Annotated in this window: 17 protein-coding genes and 1 pseudogene; 10 read left to right on the top strand and 8 right to left on the bottom strand. The window is 41.7% G+C overall.

The features are described 5' to 3' along the window. Nucleotides 1–14: 14 nt before the first annotated feature. Nucleotides 15–1544 (bottom strand): glutamate--tRNA ligase, encoded by a 1530-nt coding sequence (gene gltX, locus AC1DYB_RS10570; RefSeq protein WP_477434707.1) that lies wholly within the window; start codon nucleotides 1542–1544, stop codon nucleotides 15–17. 248 nt (nucleotides 1545–1792) lie between these two features. Between gltX and AC1DYB_RS10575 the strand changes: the two genes are divergently transcribed. Both AC1DYB_RS10575 and AC1DYB_RS10580 read left to right on the top strand, forming a co-directional pair. Further along, a complete protein-coding gene (locus AC1DYB_RS10575) occupies nucleotides 1793–3007 on the top strand; it encodes a sensor histidine kinase (RefSeq protein WP_477434709.1) in 1215 nt (404 codons plus the stop codon). Then, a complete protein-coding gene (locus AC1DYB_RS10580) occupies nucleotides 2982–3500 on the top strand; it encodes a DinB family protein (RefSeq protein ID WP_477434711.1) in 519 nt (172 codons plus the stop codon). The genes AC1DYB_RS10575 and AC1DYB_RS10580 overlap by 26 nt, the downstream gene beginning before the upstream one ends. Before the next feature lie 81 nt (nucleotides 3501–3581). Here the strand turns inward: AC1DYB_RS10580 and AC1DYB_RS10585 are convergent, their stop codons facing one another. From AC1DYB_RS10585 to dusB, 3 genes are all read right to left on the bottom strand, one after another. Further along, nucleotides 3582–3956, bottom strand: a complete 375-nt coding sequence (locus AC1DYB_RS10585; RefSeq protein WP_295720732.1) for a DUF6249 domain-containing protein — start codon at nucleotides 3954–3956, stop codon at nucleotides 3582–3584. 441 nt (nucleotides 3957–4397) lie between these two features. After that, a complete protein-coding gene (apaG, locus tag AC1DYB_RS10590) occupies nucleotides 4398–4784 on the bottom strand; it encodes a Co2+/Mg2+ efflux protein ApaG (RefSeq protein ID WP_295720731.1) in 387 nt (128 codons plus the stop codon). A 48-nt stretch (nucleotides 4785–4832) separates the two neighbouring features. Further along, nucleotides 4833–5825, bottom strand: a complete 993-nt coding sequence (gene dusB / locus AC1DYB_RS10595) for a tRNA dihydrouridine synthase DusB (RefSeq protein WP_295720730.1) — start codon at nucleotides 5823–5825, stop codon at nucleotides 4833–4835. A gap of 40 nt (nucleotides 5826–5865) precedes the next feature. On the opposite strand from dusB, the gene AC1DYB_RS10600 reads away from it, so the two are divergent. The 4 genes and pseudogenes from AC1DYB_RS10600 to AC1DYB_RS10615 all read left to right on the top strand — a co-directional run. Continuing rightward, entirely contained in the window at nucleotides 5866–6813 is a 948-nt protein-coding gene (locus AC1DYB_RS10600; protein WP_477434714.1) for a lysostaphin resistance A-like protein, read from the top strand. Then, nucleotides 6813–7025, top strand: coding sequence for a putative signal transducing protein (locus tag AC1DYB_RS10605; protein ID WP_295720728.1), 213 nt, complete (start codon nucleotides 6813–6815; stop codon nucleotides 7023–7025). The genes AC1DYB_RS10600 and AC1DYB_RS10605 overlap by 1 nt, the downstream gene beginning before the upstream one ends. Beyond that, on the top strand, nucleotides 7022–7858 hold the full coding sequence (locus AC1DYB_RS10610) for a phosphatidate cytidylyltransferase (protein WP_477434716.1): 837 nt from the start codon (nucleotides 7022–7024) through the stop codon (nucleotides 7856–7858). Before AC1DYB_RS10605 ends, AC1DYB_RS10610 begins: the two co-directional genes overlap by 4 nt. 26 nt (nucleotides 7859–7884) lie before the next feature. Continuing rightward, nucleotides 7885–8538, top strand: a pseudogene (locus AC1DYB_RS10615) (phosphatidylserine decarboxylase family protein); the annotation flags it as partial. A 330-nt stretch (nucleotides 8539–8868) separates the two neighbouring features. On the opposite strand, the gene AC1DYB_RS10620 reads toward AC1DYB_RS10615, so the two are convergent. From AC1DYB_RS10620 to AC1DYB_RS10635, 4 genes are all read right to left on the bottom strand, one after another. Further along, entirely contained in the window at nucleotides 8869–9651 is a 783-nt protein-coding gene (locus AC1DYB_RS10620) for an MlaD family protein (RefSeq protein ID WP_477434718.1), read from the bottom strand. After that, nucleotides 9648–10439 carry an ABC transporter ATP-binding protein gene (locus AC1DYB_RS10625; RefSeq protein WP_477390575.1) on the bottom strand — a complete coding sequence of 264 codons (792 nt, stop codon included), beginning with the start codon at nucleotides 10437–10439 and terminating at the stop codon, nucleotides 9648–9650. The genes AC1DYB_RS10620 and AC1DYB_RS10625 overlap by 4 nt, the downstream gene beginning before the upstream one ends. Nucleotide 10440: 1 nt before the next feature. Then, nucleotides 10441–11217, bottom strand: a complete 777-nt coding sequence (locus tag AC1DYB_RS10630) for an MlaE family ABC transporter permease (protein ID WP_477390577.1) — start codon at nucleotides 11215–11217, stop codon at nucleotides 10441–10443. 91 nt (nucleotides 11218–11308) lie between these two features. Beyond that, the gene (locus AC1DYB_RS10635) at nucleotides 11309–12019 is read right to left on the bottom strand and encodes a pirin family protein (protein ID WP_477434720.1); all 711 of its coding nucleotides are present in this window, start codon (nucleotides 12017–12019) and stop codon (nucleotides 11309–11311) included. 85 nt (nucleotides 12020–12104) lie between these two features. Between AC1DYB_RS10635 and AC1DYB_RS10640 the strand changes: the two genes are divergently transcribed. The 4 genes from AC1DYB_RS10640 (at nucleotide 12105) to mnmG (ending at nucleotide 17052) form a co-directional block, all read left to right on the top strand. After that, entirely contained in the window at nucleotides 12105–12761 is a 657-nt protein-coding gene (locus AC1DYB_RS10640) for an NAD(P)H-binding protein (protein ID WP_477434722.1), read from the top strand. Further along, nucleotides 12758–14620 carry an ABC-F family ATP-binding cassette domain-containing protein gene (locus tag AC1DYB_RS10645; protein WP_477390583.1) on the top strand — a complete coding sequence of 621 codons (1863 nt, stop codon included), beginning with the start codon at nucleotides 12758–12760 and terminating at the stop codon, nucleotides 14618–14620. Before AC1DYB_RS10640 ends, AC1DYB_RS10645 begins: the two co-directional genes overlap by 4 nt. A gap of 1 nt (nucleotide 14621) precedes the next feature. After that, nucleotides 14622–14867, top strand: a complete 246-nt coding sequence (locus AC1DYB_RS10650; protein WP_477434724.1) for a CBU_0592 family membrane protein — start codon at nucleotides 14622–14624, stop codon at nucleotides 14865–14867. 322 nt (nucleotides 14868–15189) lie between these two features. Beyond that, complete coding sequence (gene mnmG, locus AC1DYB_RS10655; RefSeq protein ID WP_477434726.1) at nucleotides 15190–17052, top strand: tRNA uridine-5-carboxymethylaminomethyl(34) synthesis enzyme MnmG; 1863 nt, start codon at nucleotides 15190–15192, stop codon at nucleotides 17050–17052. Nucleotides 17053–17161 lie beyond the last annotated feature (109 nt).

The following is a 17161-nucleotide window of genomic DNA, read 5'->3' on the forward strand; positions in this document are numbered from 1 at the left end:
TAAAAGCTCCCCCTTCAGGGGGCTGGGGCGCTAAACGCCTCCAAAGCTTTCTCTATCCTGCTGATGGATTCCTCTTTACCCAACAAAGCGGCTATATCAAATACATGCGGGCCAAATTTGCCACCAACCAGCATAATGCGGAAGGGCAGCATTACATCCCCAACTTTTAGCGCCTTTTCTTCGGCAAGGGCTTTAAATTTGGTTTCCAGGTCATGAGCTTCGATGTCGCCACCGGTGCTTAACAGCTCTGTTAACGCATTAAAGAAATCCGTTTTGGCAGCTGTCCATTTTGGTTTTACAGCATTTAGATCATACTCCTTAGGCTGTTCAAAAAAGTAGCCTGCCTGCTGATAAAAATCAGGCAATACCACACAGCGGTCTTTTATCAGGTTGATAACCGTTTCCAGTTTTTCATCGTCAGTAACAACAATCCCTTTATCTGCCAAAACCTTGCTAACTGCCGGCTTCAAACTGCCAACTTCTGAGCGTTTTATCCATTCGGCATTGAACCATTTGGCTTTTTCAAAATCAAACTTGGCGCCGGCTTTGCTAACCCGCTCTATCGAGAATTTTTCTATAAGCTCATCCAGCGTAAATATTTCCTGGTCGGTACCATCATTCCAGCCCAGGGTGGCCAACAGGTTTAAAAACGCTTCGGGCAAAAAGCCCAGCTCGCGGAAACCAGGGGTAAGTTCGCCGGTTTTTGCATCAAACCATGTCATAGCGTATACCGGGAAACCCAGGCGTGCGCCATCCCGTTTGCTCAATTTACCATGGCCATCTGGTTTTAATATCAATGGCAAATGCGCCCATTGCGGCATCTCGGCTTTCCAGCCCAGGTATTCCCAAAGCAGCAAATGTACCGGTGCAGATGGCAGCCATTCTTCGCCGCGGAAAGCGTGCGAAATTTTCATCAGGTAATCATCAACCACAACAGCCAAATGGTAAGTAGGCATTCCATCGGCTTTCAATAAAACTTTATCGTCAACCTGGTTGGTTTCAAAACTTACATGCCCGCGTATCATATCATTAAAGCTTACTGTTTCATCAGCAGGCATTTTTATGCGGATAACATGGGGCGTATGGGCATCCAGCAAGGCATCCACCTCGTGCTGCGGCAGCGAAATGGAGTTACGCAATGTTTCCCGATAAACCTGCCCGTATTGAAAGTTGGGGATCTCCTTACGGTTTTTATCCAGCTCTTCGGCAGTATCAAAAGCATAGTAGGCATGCCCCTGCATCACCAGGCGTTCGGCATATTCACGATAAATGCACTTCCGTTCGCTTTGGCGATATGGTGCAAAAGGGCCTCCCTCAACCGGACTTTCATCCGGGTGTAAACCACACCATTTAAGGCAATCTAAAATATATTGCTCGGCACCTTCCACGTAACGGGTCTGGTCGGTATCTTCAATTCTCAAAACAAAATCGCCATGATGTTTTTTGGCGAATAAATAGTTAAACAATACGGTACGAACACCACCCAGGTGCAAACCACCTGTTGGGCTTGGCGCAAAACGAACTCTTACTTTTTTATCGGTCATGATGGCGCAAAGATAAGGTTTCAGATTTCAAATGTGCAGATTACAGATGTGCAAATGATTTTGTCTGAACCGCGATTAAAGAGATTTATCAGATTATGGGATTTTGATTCGCAAATTCAATTATGGAAATCTCTTAATCTGATAAATCCTGGTTCAGACAAAATCATCTGCACATCTGAAATCTATAATCTGCACATCCGTAATCTGTACTTCTGAAATAATTTTACGTTATTTGAGGCTTGGCCAGCATGAACCCATATCAGCAAAAAAAACGGTGGAAGTATTTACTACTCGCGTTCGCGGTTGTAATTGCCAGCGGTTCCCTTATTTATACCCGGTACCTTGTTAAAAACATTGCCCGGTCTGAACGAACGCGTGCGCAGGTTTGGGCCATGAGCATGAGGCAGATCCTAAACTCAGACGATAATGACTTTTTACAATATACAATTGCCGTTCGCGACAGTTTAATTGTACCGGCCATTGTTACCGATGGCAAAGGAGACATTCGCTTATCCCGGGGATTGGATACTACCAAAACCTTTATCGATCTTCCATCCGTAGGCAACAAGAAAAAATACGACCCTGATTATTTTAAGGCTGAGCTGGCATACATGAAAAAACAGCATGAACCTATTAAACTCCAGATTTTGGGCGAGGAGACACTGGTGTTTTATAAAGACTCTCCCCTGTTGCAGCAATTACGGATTTTTCCTTATATCCAGTTAACGGTAATTGCCATATTCCTGCTCATGGCGTATACCGCGTTTAGCTCTTCCCGCAAATCTGAGCAAGACCAGGTTTGGGTTGGTTTGGCTAAAGAAACCGCTCACCAGTTAGGCACCCCGATATCATCGCTAATGGCATGGATAGAGTTGATGAAGGAAAAATTCAACGCAGAAGATGATGTACTGGTGGCCGAAATGGAAAACGATGTAAAACGGCTGGAAATTGTAGCCGATCGTTTCTCAAAAATAGGATCAAAACCTGTATTGGAAGAGCATGGTGTTTATGAAGTAGTGAAGGATTATGTTGATTATTTTAGGGTACGTGTAAGTAAAAACATCAGTTTTGAAATGAGTGGAAACCCCCACCTTAAAGCAGGCCTTAACGTACCGTTGTTTGATTGGGTAATAGAGAACCTGCTTAAAAACGCCGTTAACGCCATAGACGGAAAAGGTAGTATTAAGGTAGATATTAGTGGCAATAAAGTAAAGAACCAGGTATTTATTGATGTAACGGATACTGGTAAAGGCATCCCGCGTTCTAAATTTGATACCGTTTTTCAGCCGGGATATACCACCCGTAAACGCGGTTGGGGATTGGGCTTGTCCTTAACCAAACGCATGATAGAGAACTATCACAACGGCCAGATCTTTGTAAAAGATTCTGAAGTAGGCAAGGGTACAACCTTTAGGATAGTATTAAAAAACATACGCAATGATAATAAGCAAACCAAGTCCTGATGAATATTCGCCATTTGCGGCGGGCTATGTTGGCCTTGTGCCCAATGAAAATGTGATTGAATTATTGGAGCAATTGATGACATCAAGCTACCAGCTGTTCAGCAATCTTACCAGCGAGCAGGCTGCTTACGCGTATACTCCCGGCAAGTGGACCGTTAAGCAAGCCCTTAGCCATATGATAGATACAGAGCGGACTTTTGCCTATCGGGCACTGGTGTTTTCCCGCAACCATGTGGAGCTGCCAGGGTTTGACCAGGATATTTACGTTAATAATAATGATTTAAGTAAAGTCAGCATCATTGATCTGGCCGAAGAATTTAAAGCCGCCCGCTTATCAAATATCTATATGATCAAAAGCTTTAGCGATGATCAGTTACTGCGCGATGGCATCGCCAGCAACAGCCGGTTCACCGTTAGGGCATTTGTTTACATGCTGGCCGGGCACGAGCTACACCACCTGAATATTTTTAAGGAGCGGTATGGTATAGGGTAAAATCTCCACAAGTTCAGATAAAATAAAAAAGTCGCGGTTAATTAAATAACCGCGACTTTTTTATTCTTACAAAGAATTCTCTTATTTCTCTAATCTCACATCTTCCCTATCTAATACTTCCTTTTTCTCTATCTTATATGACAGGAACAAGCCCGCGCCACCAAAGATGGCTATAAGTGATAAGTAAAGGAAAAACACATCATCATCCATGCTACGAAATACGGAGTGATCTAAAATAAAAGCAAGGAACAATCCTATTCCTGAGCCGATAAGTAATAACCCCCATTTTAAGTTTTGGTAAGGTGCTGATTGTGGTTTGTAACTGCGTGGATCCATGCCACGTTCAATCATTGCCATTCTTTCGCGCTTGTACAGGTAAATGATTGCAAAGATCATTGCGAAAAAGCCAAGTGAGATAACAATGCCTGCTAATATTCCTAAATTCCCGGTATCCATGATTTCTATAATTTATTATGTTGTTAACTTTTTTGTAATCACCACTATTGGTGTATTTGTAAGTTATGACAACATTATTTTGAAGGAGGTTACACCTACGTGTAAAGTTTTTTTAAGGAAAGCAAAATAGCATTTTGTTATTCTTAGGAATGTTAAAGATGGTGGAAGGTGAAATGACATTTCAAAAAAGGGCTGTCCTGCTGAGCCTGTCGAAGCATGTGGGCAAAGGCCTCTGCGCGCGACCCTTCGACAAGCTCAGGGTGACAGCCCTTTTTTGAAATTCACTTACATCAACAAACGCATCGTAAGTAGCATCGCCGAGAATAGATGCTTCAAGCGTTACCCAAGACAAACTTTTGTTGGTTATCAAAAAAGTTCTATCAAACAAAAAGCCCGAATGATTACTCATCCAGGCTCCTATATCTTATTTTTTTAGATATCTTAATTCATCCTGTAAGGTGCTATCAAATAAAATTCAGGAATTTGGACATTAAAGCTGGCATTGTCCAGTAAACGGTTCATTTGATACTCGCCTTTCATACTGCCCATATCGGTTTTAAGATTACAGCCCGATACATATTCATGTGAATGCCCTGGTTCAATAACCGGTTGCTGGCCTACCACCCCTTCTCCCTCAACTTCACGTTTGGCTCCGTTAGAATCAAAAATATACCAATGACGGCTAATTAATTGTATGGCGTAGTTGCTCATATTTTCGATATTCACCTTATAAGCAAACATAAAATGATCATTAGCCGGATTAGAATATTCGGGCTGGTATATGGTTTCTATGGAAACCTTAACGCCTTCTGTTATAGTGGTAACCATGTGCATTTAATTTCTTATTAATTCAAATATAATGAATGGGAGCAAATATTAGGCCATTTCAATGGCATATTTTTCATCTATTTCGGCGAGTATCTGTTGTACTTCATCCAGGGTGCCGGCGGTCACTAACCTCATCCGGAATTCTTTAAAATGATCTATACCTTTAAAGTAGTTGGAGTAGTGCCTGCGCATTTCAAAGATCCCTGTTTTAGGGCCTTTCCATTCTATTGATTTTTGCAAATGGGTTGAACAAGCCGCAATCCGCTCGGTAATGGTGGGCTTATCTAAATGTTCCCCGGTATTAAAGAAATGTTTTATCTCCCTAAAAATCCAGGGGTAACCAATTGCCGCCCGGCCTATCATCATGCCATCTACGCCAAATTCCATTTTCCAATTGGCCGCTTTCTCCGGGGAATCGATGTCTCCGTTACCGAAAATGGGGATTTTTATCCGCGGGTTCTTTTTAATATCCCTGATTAATGACCAATCAGCCACGCCTTTATACATCTGGGCGCGGGTACGGCCATGTATGGTGAGGGCTTTAATACCTACATCCTGCAGGCGCTCGGCCACTTCATAAACATTTTTGGTATTATCATCCCAGCCTAAACGGGTTTTTACCGTTACAGGCAGGTGTGTTGCTTCAACAACAGCCTTGGTCATGGCCACCATTTTGTCAATATCCTGTAATAAACTGGCCCCTGCACCGCGGCAAGCCACCTGTTTTACCGGGCAACCATAATTGATATCCATTAAATCGGGACCGGCAAGAGATGCTATCTCGGTAGCTTCGCGCATATGATCGATATCGCTGCCGAAGATCTGGATACCTATAGGGCGCTCATACTCAAATATATCAAGCTTCGCCCTGCTTTTGGCAGCATCACGTATCAATCCTTCTGATGAGATGAACTCCGTGTACATCATATCCGCGCCATGTTGCTTACACACATAACGGAAGGGAGGATCGCTCACATCTTCCATCGGCGCCAGCAACAGCGGGAACTCTCCTAAATCAATATTTCCTATTTGTACAGACATGCTTATCTTTAGCCCTGCAAAAATAAGCATTTTACCCCAAATGATACAAGAACCCACAAAGGACTACATACAGCAGACAAATCAGCCATCTATATTTGTACAATTTTTAGCAATTGTGGGTATAACCATTGGCCTGGTGATTGTCTTTTCGTTTATCGCAGCGGGGATAATACTCGCTATATTCGGCTTTAAAACGCTTGGCGATACCTTTAGTTTCAATACGCAAAACCCCCACGTTGGCGCTACGTTATGGATATTGCAAATAGTGAGTACCACAGTACCCTTATTTGTTGCCCCGGTGCTTTTTGCAAGGTTCATTGTATCGGATACCGCAACTTACTTAAAGCCAACCTTTAAGTTTCTGCCCATTTTTTTATTGCTGATATTCACCATCATGCTGTTTTCACCGCCTGTCATGGAGATGTTAAGTAATATTAATCAAAAGCTATCATTACCTGCAGCCCTTAAGGGGCTTGAAGATAAACTGCGTGCCATGGAGCTATCAGCGCAAAAAGCTACCGAGGCTATGCTGAATATGAAAAGCATCTGGGCTTTACTGTGGGCGTTGTTTGTGGTTGGTTTATTAACGGCCATTGCCGAGGAGTTTTTATTTCGCGGTGTAATTCAAACCATTTTTATTAGGTGGACCCGCAATAAACATGCTGCCATATGGATAACAGCCATCCTTTTCAGCGCTTTTCATATGGAGTTCTTTACTTTTTTGCCAAGGGTATTTCTGGGAGCCATATTTGGTTATTTTGTTGCCTATAGCGGCAGCATATGGACGGGTGTTTGGGGGCACTTTTTAAATAATGGCTCCGCGGTGCTTATCACTTACTTATTTCAGCACAAAACCATTAAATTAGATCCCGATGATCAACACGTATTTAATTACCCCCTGTATGCTATTAGCATAATAATTGTTTTATTTTTGCTTTTTATATACAGGTATGTTGCAATTGGTAAAAAGCCAGAGTTAAGTAATTGATGGAAAAAAACTGGATCAAAATTTTCACTTCATCCAATTTTTATCAATCAGAGATTGTTAAGCAAGTGCTTATCGGGCACCATATTGACACTGTTTTATTAAACAAACAAGATTCATCGCACCGGGCCTTTGGCGATATTGAAGTTTACATTCATCAGGAGGATTTTAGCAAGGCCATTGAGATCATGATCCTCAACCAAATTAATTTATGAGATTACGCGCCATTACAGGCTTCTTTTTCATCATCGTGATGATTGCCTCCACTTTATTGGGTACATATGTTTTCAGTTTGTTTTACCTTGTGCTGGCATCATTTTGCCTTTTTGAATTTTATAAGCTCATAAAACAAAACACGGCGCAACCAAACATTATTGCGGGGTTAACTTACGGTGCATTACTCTTCGCCGGAACCGCGTTATTCTTCTATCCCGAACAATTTACTTCATCTGCATTAAACGGAAATCATGCTGTTATAAAGCTGCTTCTTTTAATTCCACTTGCCGGTGCTGCGGTATTTATGCAGGAACTTTATAAGAAAACTCCGGCCCCATTCAGCAATATCGCTTTCACCTTTTTGGGAATCATATTCGCTGTAGTCCCTTTCGCATTTTTTCATGCAATGGCCTTTATCGGTAGCAATTTTAACTTCCATATTCCGCTGGCATTTTTGATTATTTTATGGAGTAACGATACCGGCGCTTACCTTGTAGGCAGTAAAATGGGTAAAACAAAATTATTTGAAAGGCATTCACCCAAAAAAACTTATGAAGGTTTAATTGGCGGTATAATCATCAGCGCAATAGCAGCGCTTATATTGGGTCATTTTTATACAGAGCTTACCTGGAAACAATGGGTTACTATATCAATCCTAATTTCATGCTTTGGTACCATGGGCGATTTGGTTGAATCCATGTTTAAACGCAGCATTAATGTAAAGGATAGCGGAGGCATATTACCGGGTCATGGCGGCCTCCTGGATAGGTTTGATGGCTTATTAATGGCTGCACCAATTGTTTATGTATACCTGTACTTCATTTCAAATTAGTAATTTTGTAATAAATCACCTATAATATGACTTTTCATAAAGAAGGATACACCTCACTGGCCATCACCGTACTGTTTATTTTTGTGCTCAATGCACTGATACAGTTCTATTTTCCTGAAGCGCATACGTTAAAATGGATCATCTACATTTTATCGGGCATTTTCTTTTTGATCATAGTGCAGTTTTTCCGCAGCCCATTCTTTGATATCAGTATCGATGAAACTACCGTGCTTTGCCCTGCCGATGGAAAAGTAGTGGTGATAGAGGAAACTGATGAAACAGAGTTTTTAAAAGACAGACGTATCCAGCTATCGGTATTTATGTCGCCGGTGAATGTACACGTAAACCGTAACCCCATATCGGGCGTGGTGAGCTATTTTAAATATCATAAAGGTAAATACCTGGTAGCCTGGCACCCAAAATCATCAACCGAGAACGAGCGGACCACAGTTTGTGTTCAAAATAGCGAAGGAGTATCGGTATTGTTCAGGCAAATTGCCGGCGCATTGGCCCGCCGCATTGTATGGTATGTAAAAGAAGGCGATATTGTTGAACAAGGTCAACAATTTGGCTTTATTAAATTTGGATCAAGGGTTGATGTGTTTTTGCCATTAGGCACCAAAGTATTAGTAAACATTGGCGATGTTGTGAAAGGTGGCAGAACTATCCTGGCCGAATTGCCAAGCGCAATAACTGAGGTAACGGCAAAACCTGCTGCTAAAATAATGCCTGTTAATGATGCCGAACCCACTATAATCATAAATGAGGCCCACCAACAGGAGTTGCCACTGGTTATTGATCATCCGGAGGTTGAAAAGCCAAAACCTGCGGTTAAAAAGGCTGCTCCTAAAAAGAAACCCGCGGCTAAACCTGATGGAAAAACGGAGTAAAACCGATAATATTTAGATCGTTCAGAAATTATTTCTTCCCTATCTGAATGACAGATTTATAAAAAAGCAAAGGCCACGAAAATCGTGGCCTTTGCTTTTTTAACGTTATCGGTTTGGATTTTAATTATCCGCCTTATCCTTAGCTGCCTTTTCCTTTTCTTTCTGCAGGTTTTCCTGTACTTTTTTGATGGAATCCTGTTTTGCTTTTGCCGCTTTTTTCTTTTTATTAAAGAAGCCCTTTAACAGGAAATTTGATTGTGCGGCCTTCAGGTCTTCATTTAAAGTACCCGTAGTGGCATGTACGTTTTTCATGGTTGTTTGTGCCTGTTTTACCGTACTTTCAAGGCTTCTGGACAGGCTTTCATTATTTAAAAGGCGACCAATACTACCCTTGCCGCTATTGATCTTGCCTACTATTTCTGCCAGGCTTGCAGTCATCGATTCTGCATTATCAGCCACCTTTGTAAGTTTGACTATTATCTTGTCCACATCCACCGGGTTTAATGATGCCAACCTGCCCCCATCCTGTACTTCCTGGGTGCTGGTTACGCCCCCGGGCGCCAAAACAACCAGTTTATCGCCCATTAAACCATCACTGCCTATACTCAGCTTAGAATCGGCTTTTACAAACTTTTTCACGTTGTTGTTCAGCGTAAGGTCAACCCTTACCGAACTATCTGTTACAATATTGATAGCCTGCACCACACCAACGTTTATACCGGCAAAACGTACGTTATTGCCCACTTGCAGGCCGCTTACATTTTTGAATGTGCCGTAAACTGTAAAGGTGGAGTTGAACATCCCTTTCTGGTTACCAATGAAAAATACAGCCAAAACCAATACCACCAATCCGGCGAAGGTAAATAGTCCAATTTTTATTTTTTGCGATGATGTGGTTCTCATGTTGTTTCGTTAAAAAATGATCTTACAAGTTCGTTATCCGATTTTTGGAGTTCTTTCCAGGTACCTTCGGCTATATATTCTCCGTCGTTCATGATCACAATGCGGTCAGCCGTTATGCGGGCACATTCCAGGTCGTGAGTAATGATGATAGATGATGTTTTATATTTTTTTTGCATATGGAGTATGAGTTCGCTGATCTCGCGCGAGGTTATGGGATCAAGCCCTGTGGTTGGCTCATCGTAAAGCATAATCTCCGGGTTTACAATCAACGTACGGGCCAGCCCTACCCTTTTACGCATCCCTCCGGATAGATCTGAGGGCATTTTATCAATCGCCTCAAGCAATCCAACGTTGTCCAGCACCTCTTCTACCTTTTTGTCTATCTCTGCCTGGTCTTTCAGCCTAAGTACCCTGGTGAGCGGGAATTCGAGGTTCTCGCGCACGGTCATACTATCATATAAAGCGCCGCTCTGGAACAGGAAACCTATTTTAATGCGCAGCTGCTTCAGTTCTTCATCGCTCATATCGGCCACGTCTTCACCAAAAACCTTCAAATCGCCTTCATCGGGCTTCAACATGCCTACCACGCATTGTATGGTAACAGATTTACCCTCGCCCGATTTGCCGAGCACCACCATGTTCTCGCCGCGTTTCAGATCAAAGGTTATATTTTTCAATACCTCTTTTTCTCCAAAAGCTTTCTTTAAACCACTGGCATGAATAACAACCTCATCCTTAGGTTTCTGCGGCTTTTTATTTATGCCGTTAATTTCTTTTTCTGCCGCCATCTTACCTATAAAATAATATACTGGTGATTTGAACAGCTATAGCATCAATAACAAAAATCCAGAGGGATGCCGTTACCACGGCCGAGTTTGCGGCGATACCTACGCTTTCGGTACCTTTATTGGAGTGATAACCCTTATAGCATCCCACAAAGCCTATCGCGAAGCCAAAAAATATAGTTTTAACAAGCGCCGGCAAAAAGTCGGAGAAATCAAGCGAGCCAATACATTTATTAAAGTAGAGTGAAAAACTGATAGCATCAGTGATATTAAGCGCCAGAAAGCCCCCGAAAAGCCCTATAACGTCCCCAATTACAGACAGCAAGGGAACCATCAATGTGGTAGCTAAAATACGGGTAACAACCAGGTATTGAATGGGGTTAGCACCGGATACTTCCATAGCATCTATTTGCTCGGAAACCTTCATACTACCCAGCTCGGCGCCTATACTGGAGGCTATTTTTCCGGCGCAGATAATGGCCGTAATTACAGGGCCCATTTCGCGGATAAAAGATACCGCGAGGGTTTTAGGCAGCATACTTTCGGCCCCAAGGGCAACAAGCGACGGCCTCAATTGAAGAATGAGCACAAACCCCATGATGAAGGAGGTAATACCCACCAACATCATGGAGCGATAGCCTATTTCATAACATTGCCTTACAAATTCAGACCACTCAAAGCCCCCCGCAAATATGTTTCTGAAAAACCGGCCGAAGAAAACGCATTGTTCACCAATGCCCATCATCCATTTTCGCCAACCCGTAATTGCTTGTTCTGCCATATGATACATTATAAATTCGACAGATAAACAATGTACCGTCAAAATGTTTTGCAGTTCAGGAAAAATTAACCTTTAGGGTCGGCTTGCAGATTTATGACATTGGCACATCAATGATCAGGTAACGGGATGTCTCTTCGGTTTCAATTGTAAATGAACTGGTATCATAAACACCCATCGCGTCTCTTTTGTTTAAAGTGTCACCATTTAATTTAGCCTTCCCATCTAACAGGAACACGTAAGCGCCATTTCCGGGAGTTTTTATAGTATAATTAAGCGCTTTCCCGGCTTCAAAAGTACCCATGCTAAAAGTAGCATCCTGGTGTAACCAAAGGGTGCCCTCTTCCTTACCGGGTGAAACCATAACCGTTAACTCATTTAATTTAAATACATCTTTAAAACTTTTTTGATCATACCGCGGCAGTACGTTTCTCTCTCTCGGGAAAAGCCAGATCTGAAGCGTTTTGGCTGCCTCTGTTGCAGATGCATTATATTCTGAATGATAAACTCCTGTGCCGGCCGACATCACCTGCACATCACCAGCGTTAATCACTCCTTTATTACCCATGTTGTCCTGGTGCTCCAGGCCACCTTCCAGCGGGATGGTCACTATTTCCATATTATCATGCGGATGCAATCCAAATCCTTTGCCGCCGGCTATAATATCATCGTTTAAAACCCTTAAAACCCCAAAATGCATCAGTTCGGGATTGTAATACGGGCCAAAACTGAAAGAAAAATTAGCTTTTAACCAGCCTATATCATTTTTACCACGTTCGTTTTCAGGATAAAATATTGTTTTCATTGTTATATCTCCATTTATATGTTTAAACATACAATATTCATTCCACAAATTAAATATGTGTATTTTTGCAAAAAGTTAATAACCTATGGCAAATAAAGCTATTATTGCAGGTTCAACCGGACTTATTGGCAGTAAATTGCTCCAGATTTTGCTGCGCGAAACGTTTTATGATGAGGTTTTAATCCTGGTGAGGAAAAAAATTGATATTCAGCATAAAAAATTAACGCAGCTGGTGGTGGATTTTGACCAATTGCATACGTATGCCACCGCTATAACAGGGCATGCTCTGTTTTGCTGTTTAGGTTCAACCAAAGCTAAAACACCCGATTTGAAAGTCTATCACAAGATAGATCATGATTATCCTTTACAACTGGCACAATTAGCGCATAAAAATGGCGTTAAGCAATATCATTTAGTCTCTGCCATAGGTGCAAACGCTTCTTCGGGCAACTTTTATACAAAGGTAAAGGGAGAAACTGAAGATGATATTACAAAGGTGGGAATAAACTCTACCTATATATACAGGCCATCATTATTAACCGGCGACAGGCAGGAAAAGCGGTTGATGGAAAAGATTGCAGGCGGACTTGCGAAAGTGATTGATCCGTTACTGATTGGCAGTTTAAAAAAATACAGGAGCATACCTGCCGAAACCGTGGCATTGGCCATGTACAAACAATCAACAAAAAATGAGGTGGGTGTATTTGTGTACCCGTCAAACGTAATAAAACAACTATCGTGAGTACTTATCTATCCGCCGAGAATCTTGGCCATCAATTTCATGACAACTGGTTATTTAAAAATATAACCATAGGCATTAACCGCGGTCGCAGGGTTGCGCTTGTTGGCGTTAATGGCGCCGGTAAATCAACCTTATTAAAATTACTGGCTGGCTATATTAAACCAACCGAAGGCAAGGTAGTGCAGGCCCGTGACCTTAACATGGGTTACCTGGAGCAGGATCCAGGCTTTAAAGATGCCGTTACCATCAGCGATTATATTTTTCATGCTGATGATGTGCAGCAGCAGATGATTCGTAAATACGAAGAGTTATTGGAAAACGACCCGGACAATGCCAAAGCCATTGAAAAAATAATGGAAGAGATGAGCGAGGTGGATGCCTGGGAATATGAATATAAAATTAAAACCATTTTGGGCCGGTTGGATATCCACCATCTTAATCAGCCCATCACTACCCTATCGGGCGGACAAAAGAAACGTTTGGCATTGGCTAAGCTATTAATTGAAGACCCTGATATTTATATTTTAGATGAGCCTACCAACCACCTGGATATTGACACCATTGAATGGTTGGAGAAATTATTGACCGATGGATCAAAAACCATATTAATGGTTACGCACGACAGGTATTTCCTGGATAACGTTTGTAACGAGATATTGGAAATTGACCGGGGTAAGATAGTTCCCTATAATGGCAGCTACGGTTACTACCTGGAGAAGAAAGCAGAGCGCGACGCAGCTGATGATGCAGCATTTCAAAAAAACAGCAACCTACTGCGTAAAGAGTTGGAATGGATGCGCCGCCAACCGCAGGCACGGGGTACCAAATCAAAAGCCCGTATTGATGCCTATTATGATTTGGAAGACAAAACCAAGAGTGGCGGCATCCGCGAAAAAGTTGAACTAAGCGTTAAAACAGCGCGCCAGGGAAACAAGATCATGGAGATGGAACATCTTTATAAAGGTTTTAATGGCAATACCTATATTGATAACTTCAGCTATATATTTAAAAAAGGTGATCGTATTGGTTTAGCCGGAAAGAATGGTACCGGTAAATCAACCCTTTTAAATTTAATAACCGGCGCTTTACAGCCAGATAAAGGAACTATAGTAAAAGGCGAAACCACAGTGATTGGCTATTTCCACCAATCGGGTATTGTTTTTAAGGATGATGAACGGGTTATAGATATAGTAAAAAACGTAGCCGAGTTTATTACCATGGCCGATGGTAAAATGATCTCGGCCTCTGCCCTACTTACCTTATTCTTGTTTCCACCTGCTAAGCAGTATGGCTTTATATCCAAACTAAGCGGTGGCGAAAAGAAACGCCTGCAGCTGATGAGCATCCTGATGAAGAATCCAAACTTCCTTATTCTGGATGAGCCAACCAATGACCTGGATATTGATACGCTGAATGTTTTGGAAGAATTTTTAACCAATTATTCGGGCATATTAATGATGGTATCTCACGATAGGTATCTATTAGATAAGCTAACCGACCAGCTATTTATTATGGAAGGCCAAGGACAGGTACGCATCTATAATGGCAACTATTCATCATACAGAATAGAGCTGGAAGAAGCCAAGCAACAAAACAAAAAAGGCCCTGTTGCGCCAACCCCTGCACCTGCTGCTAAAAAAAGCAAATTAAGCTTTAAAGAAGCCAAGGAACTGGAAACAACCGAAGCTGAAATTACCGTAATAGAAAACCAAATAAAGGATAAAACAGAACAGCTAAACAAGGTAGGTATCGAACTTGTAAAACTGAACGAGATCATGGCGCAAATAGCTGATTTAAACAAAAAGCTTGATGCAAAAAGCGCCCGCTGGATTGAACTAACTGAGCTTAAAGAAGCATAAAATGAAACTATCAGATATCATAGCATCGGTAGGTGTTATCATTTTATTGATAGCTTTTGTACTTAATTTAATGAACAAGCTATCATCAGAAAGCAAAGCTTATAAGCTGATGAATTTTATAGGTGCAGGTACTTGCTGCTATGCTTCTTATATGGTGAGTTTTTACCCTTTTGTAGCATTAGAGGGTGTTTGGGGTACTGTAGCACTGGTGTCATTATTAAAGGTTCCACGTGGAACATCAGTATAAAAGAGGTAATTTTGAATATAAAAAGACCTGTCAGCAACTATAAACAGGTAATTTATTTCAAAAAAAGAGTAAGTAAATTCTAAAAAGTGAAGGTTTATAATAAACACAATCTTTTAAACTAAAACAATTAAACCCCCGCCTATATACCCTTATAAACGCAGGCAGAGATTAATTAAAACACAGGCTAATCAGCCAAAATAATAACAACATATTCTCCATGTTCCACGTGGAACATGGAGAATAAAAATACTCATAACGGCAAATATCTGCTGTTATATATAGAGAGATTTTGATTGTTCCACGTGGAACATGGAGGTATAAAATGTTTAGGAAATACAACGTAATTGTGGTTGGTGCCGGGCATGCAGGCTGTGAAGCTGCTGCTGCTGCCGCCAACCTGGGATCATCTGTTTTGCTCATCACCATGAATATGGGCACCATTGCACAGATGAGTTGTAACCCCGCCATGGGCGGTGTTGCCAAGGGACAGATAGTGCGCGAGATTGATGCCATGGGTGGATATTCGGGAATAATCACGGATAAATCATCTATTCAATTCAGGATGTTAAACCAGTCAAAAGGTCCCGCTATGTGGAGCCCAAGAGCACAAAGCGACCGTATGCGCTTTGCTGAAGAATGGCGTTTAGCATTGGAAAGAACCCCCAATGTTGACTTCTGGCAAGACACTGTAGCATCCCTCTTAGTAAAGGGAAATACCGTTGCAGGGGTGCGTACATCACTGGGTGTAGAGATAGAAGCAGACTCAGTAGTGCTTACCAATGGTACCTTTTTAAATGGCATCATCCACATAGGCGAAAAGAAATTTGGCGGTGGCCGGGCTGGTGAAAAATCAGCAACAGGATTAACCGAACAACTATCACAATTAGGTTTTGAGGCCGGCAGAATGAAAACCGGTACCCCACCCCGCATTGATGGACGTAGCCTGAATTACTCGTTGATGGAAGAGCAATGGGGCGATGAAGACCGCGGTAGATTTTCCTATACCGATGTAGAGATGATTAAAGAACAACGTTGCTGCTGGATCACGTATACCAATACCAACGTACACGAAACCTTAAAAGAAGGTTTTGAAAAATCGCCAATGTTTACTGGCAGAATCAAAGGATTAGGTCCGCGTTACTGCCCTTCTATAGAAGATAAGATCAACCGTTTTGCTGAGCGCGACCGTCACCAGATTTTTGTAGAACCCGAAGGTTTAAATACAGTAGAGATCTACGTAAATGGTTTCTCTACCTCCCTGCCAGAGGATGTACAATACAAAGCATTAATCCAGATCCCCGGATTTGAGAATGCTAAAATGTTCCGCCCGGGTTATGCCATCGAGTATGATTACTTCCCACCTACCCAACTGGGATTAACTTTAGAAACCAAGCTAATCAGTAACCTTTACTTCGCCGGGCAAATCAACGGAACTACCGGATATGAAGAAGCCGCATCACAAGGTTTCATCGCGGGTATTAATGCGCACCAAAAAATCAATGATAAACATGAGCTGATACTAAAAAGATCTGAATCATATATTGGTGTTTTGATTGATGACCTGGTAACCAAAGGTACCGAAGAACCCTACCGCATGTTTACCTCAAGGGCAGAACACCGCCTGCTTTTACGCCAGGACAATGCAGATATCCGCCTCTCTCCTATGGCCCACGAACTGGGTTTAATTAGCGATGAGCGTTTAGATAAAGTAAATCAGAAGGTAAAAAACTCCGATGATATTGTAGCCTACACCCGCAGTAAGTCTATCGATCCATCAGCAGTAAATGGCTTGCTGGCAGAATTAGGTACCTCAGCCATTAACCAGGGCGCTAAGCTTTTCAATTTGTTGAGCCGCCCACAGATTGGATTTAACGATCTTAAAACAGCCGACAGTGGTTTAGAAGAAATGTTATCTACCTACGATAAAGAAACAATTGAACAGGCTGAAATAAAAATTAAATATGAGAGTTACTTTATAAAAGAATTGGAAATTGTAGACCGGATGAAAAAAATGGAAGACCGGGAAATCAATCCAAATTTTGATTATCATACTTTGGTGTCACTATCAAAAGAAGCACGTGAAAAATTGATGCGCATAAAACCACGCACTTTGGGCCAGGCTTCACGAATTTCGGGCGTGTCGCCATCAGATGTTTCCGTTTTGATGGTTCATGTATCAAGATAATACGTAAAGTACTGATAATTAAATAATTATAAAAAGTCTTTTTAAATCAATTATTTCAGATTTTTAATAGCGGAGTTCATAAAAACATAAAAATCGCTTATATCGCCTA

This window comes from Mucilaginibacter sp. P2_A4, from assembly GCF_056405015.1.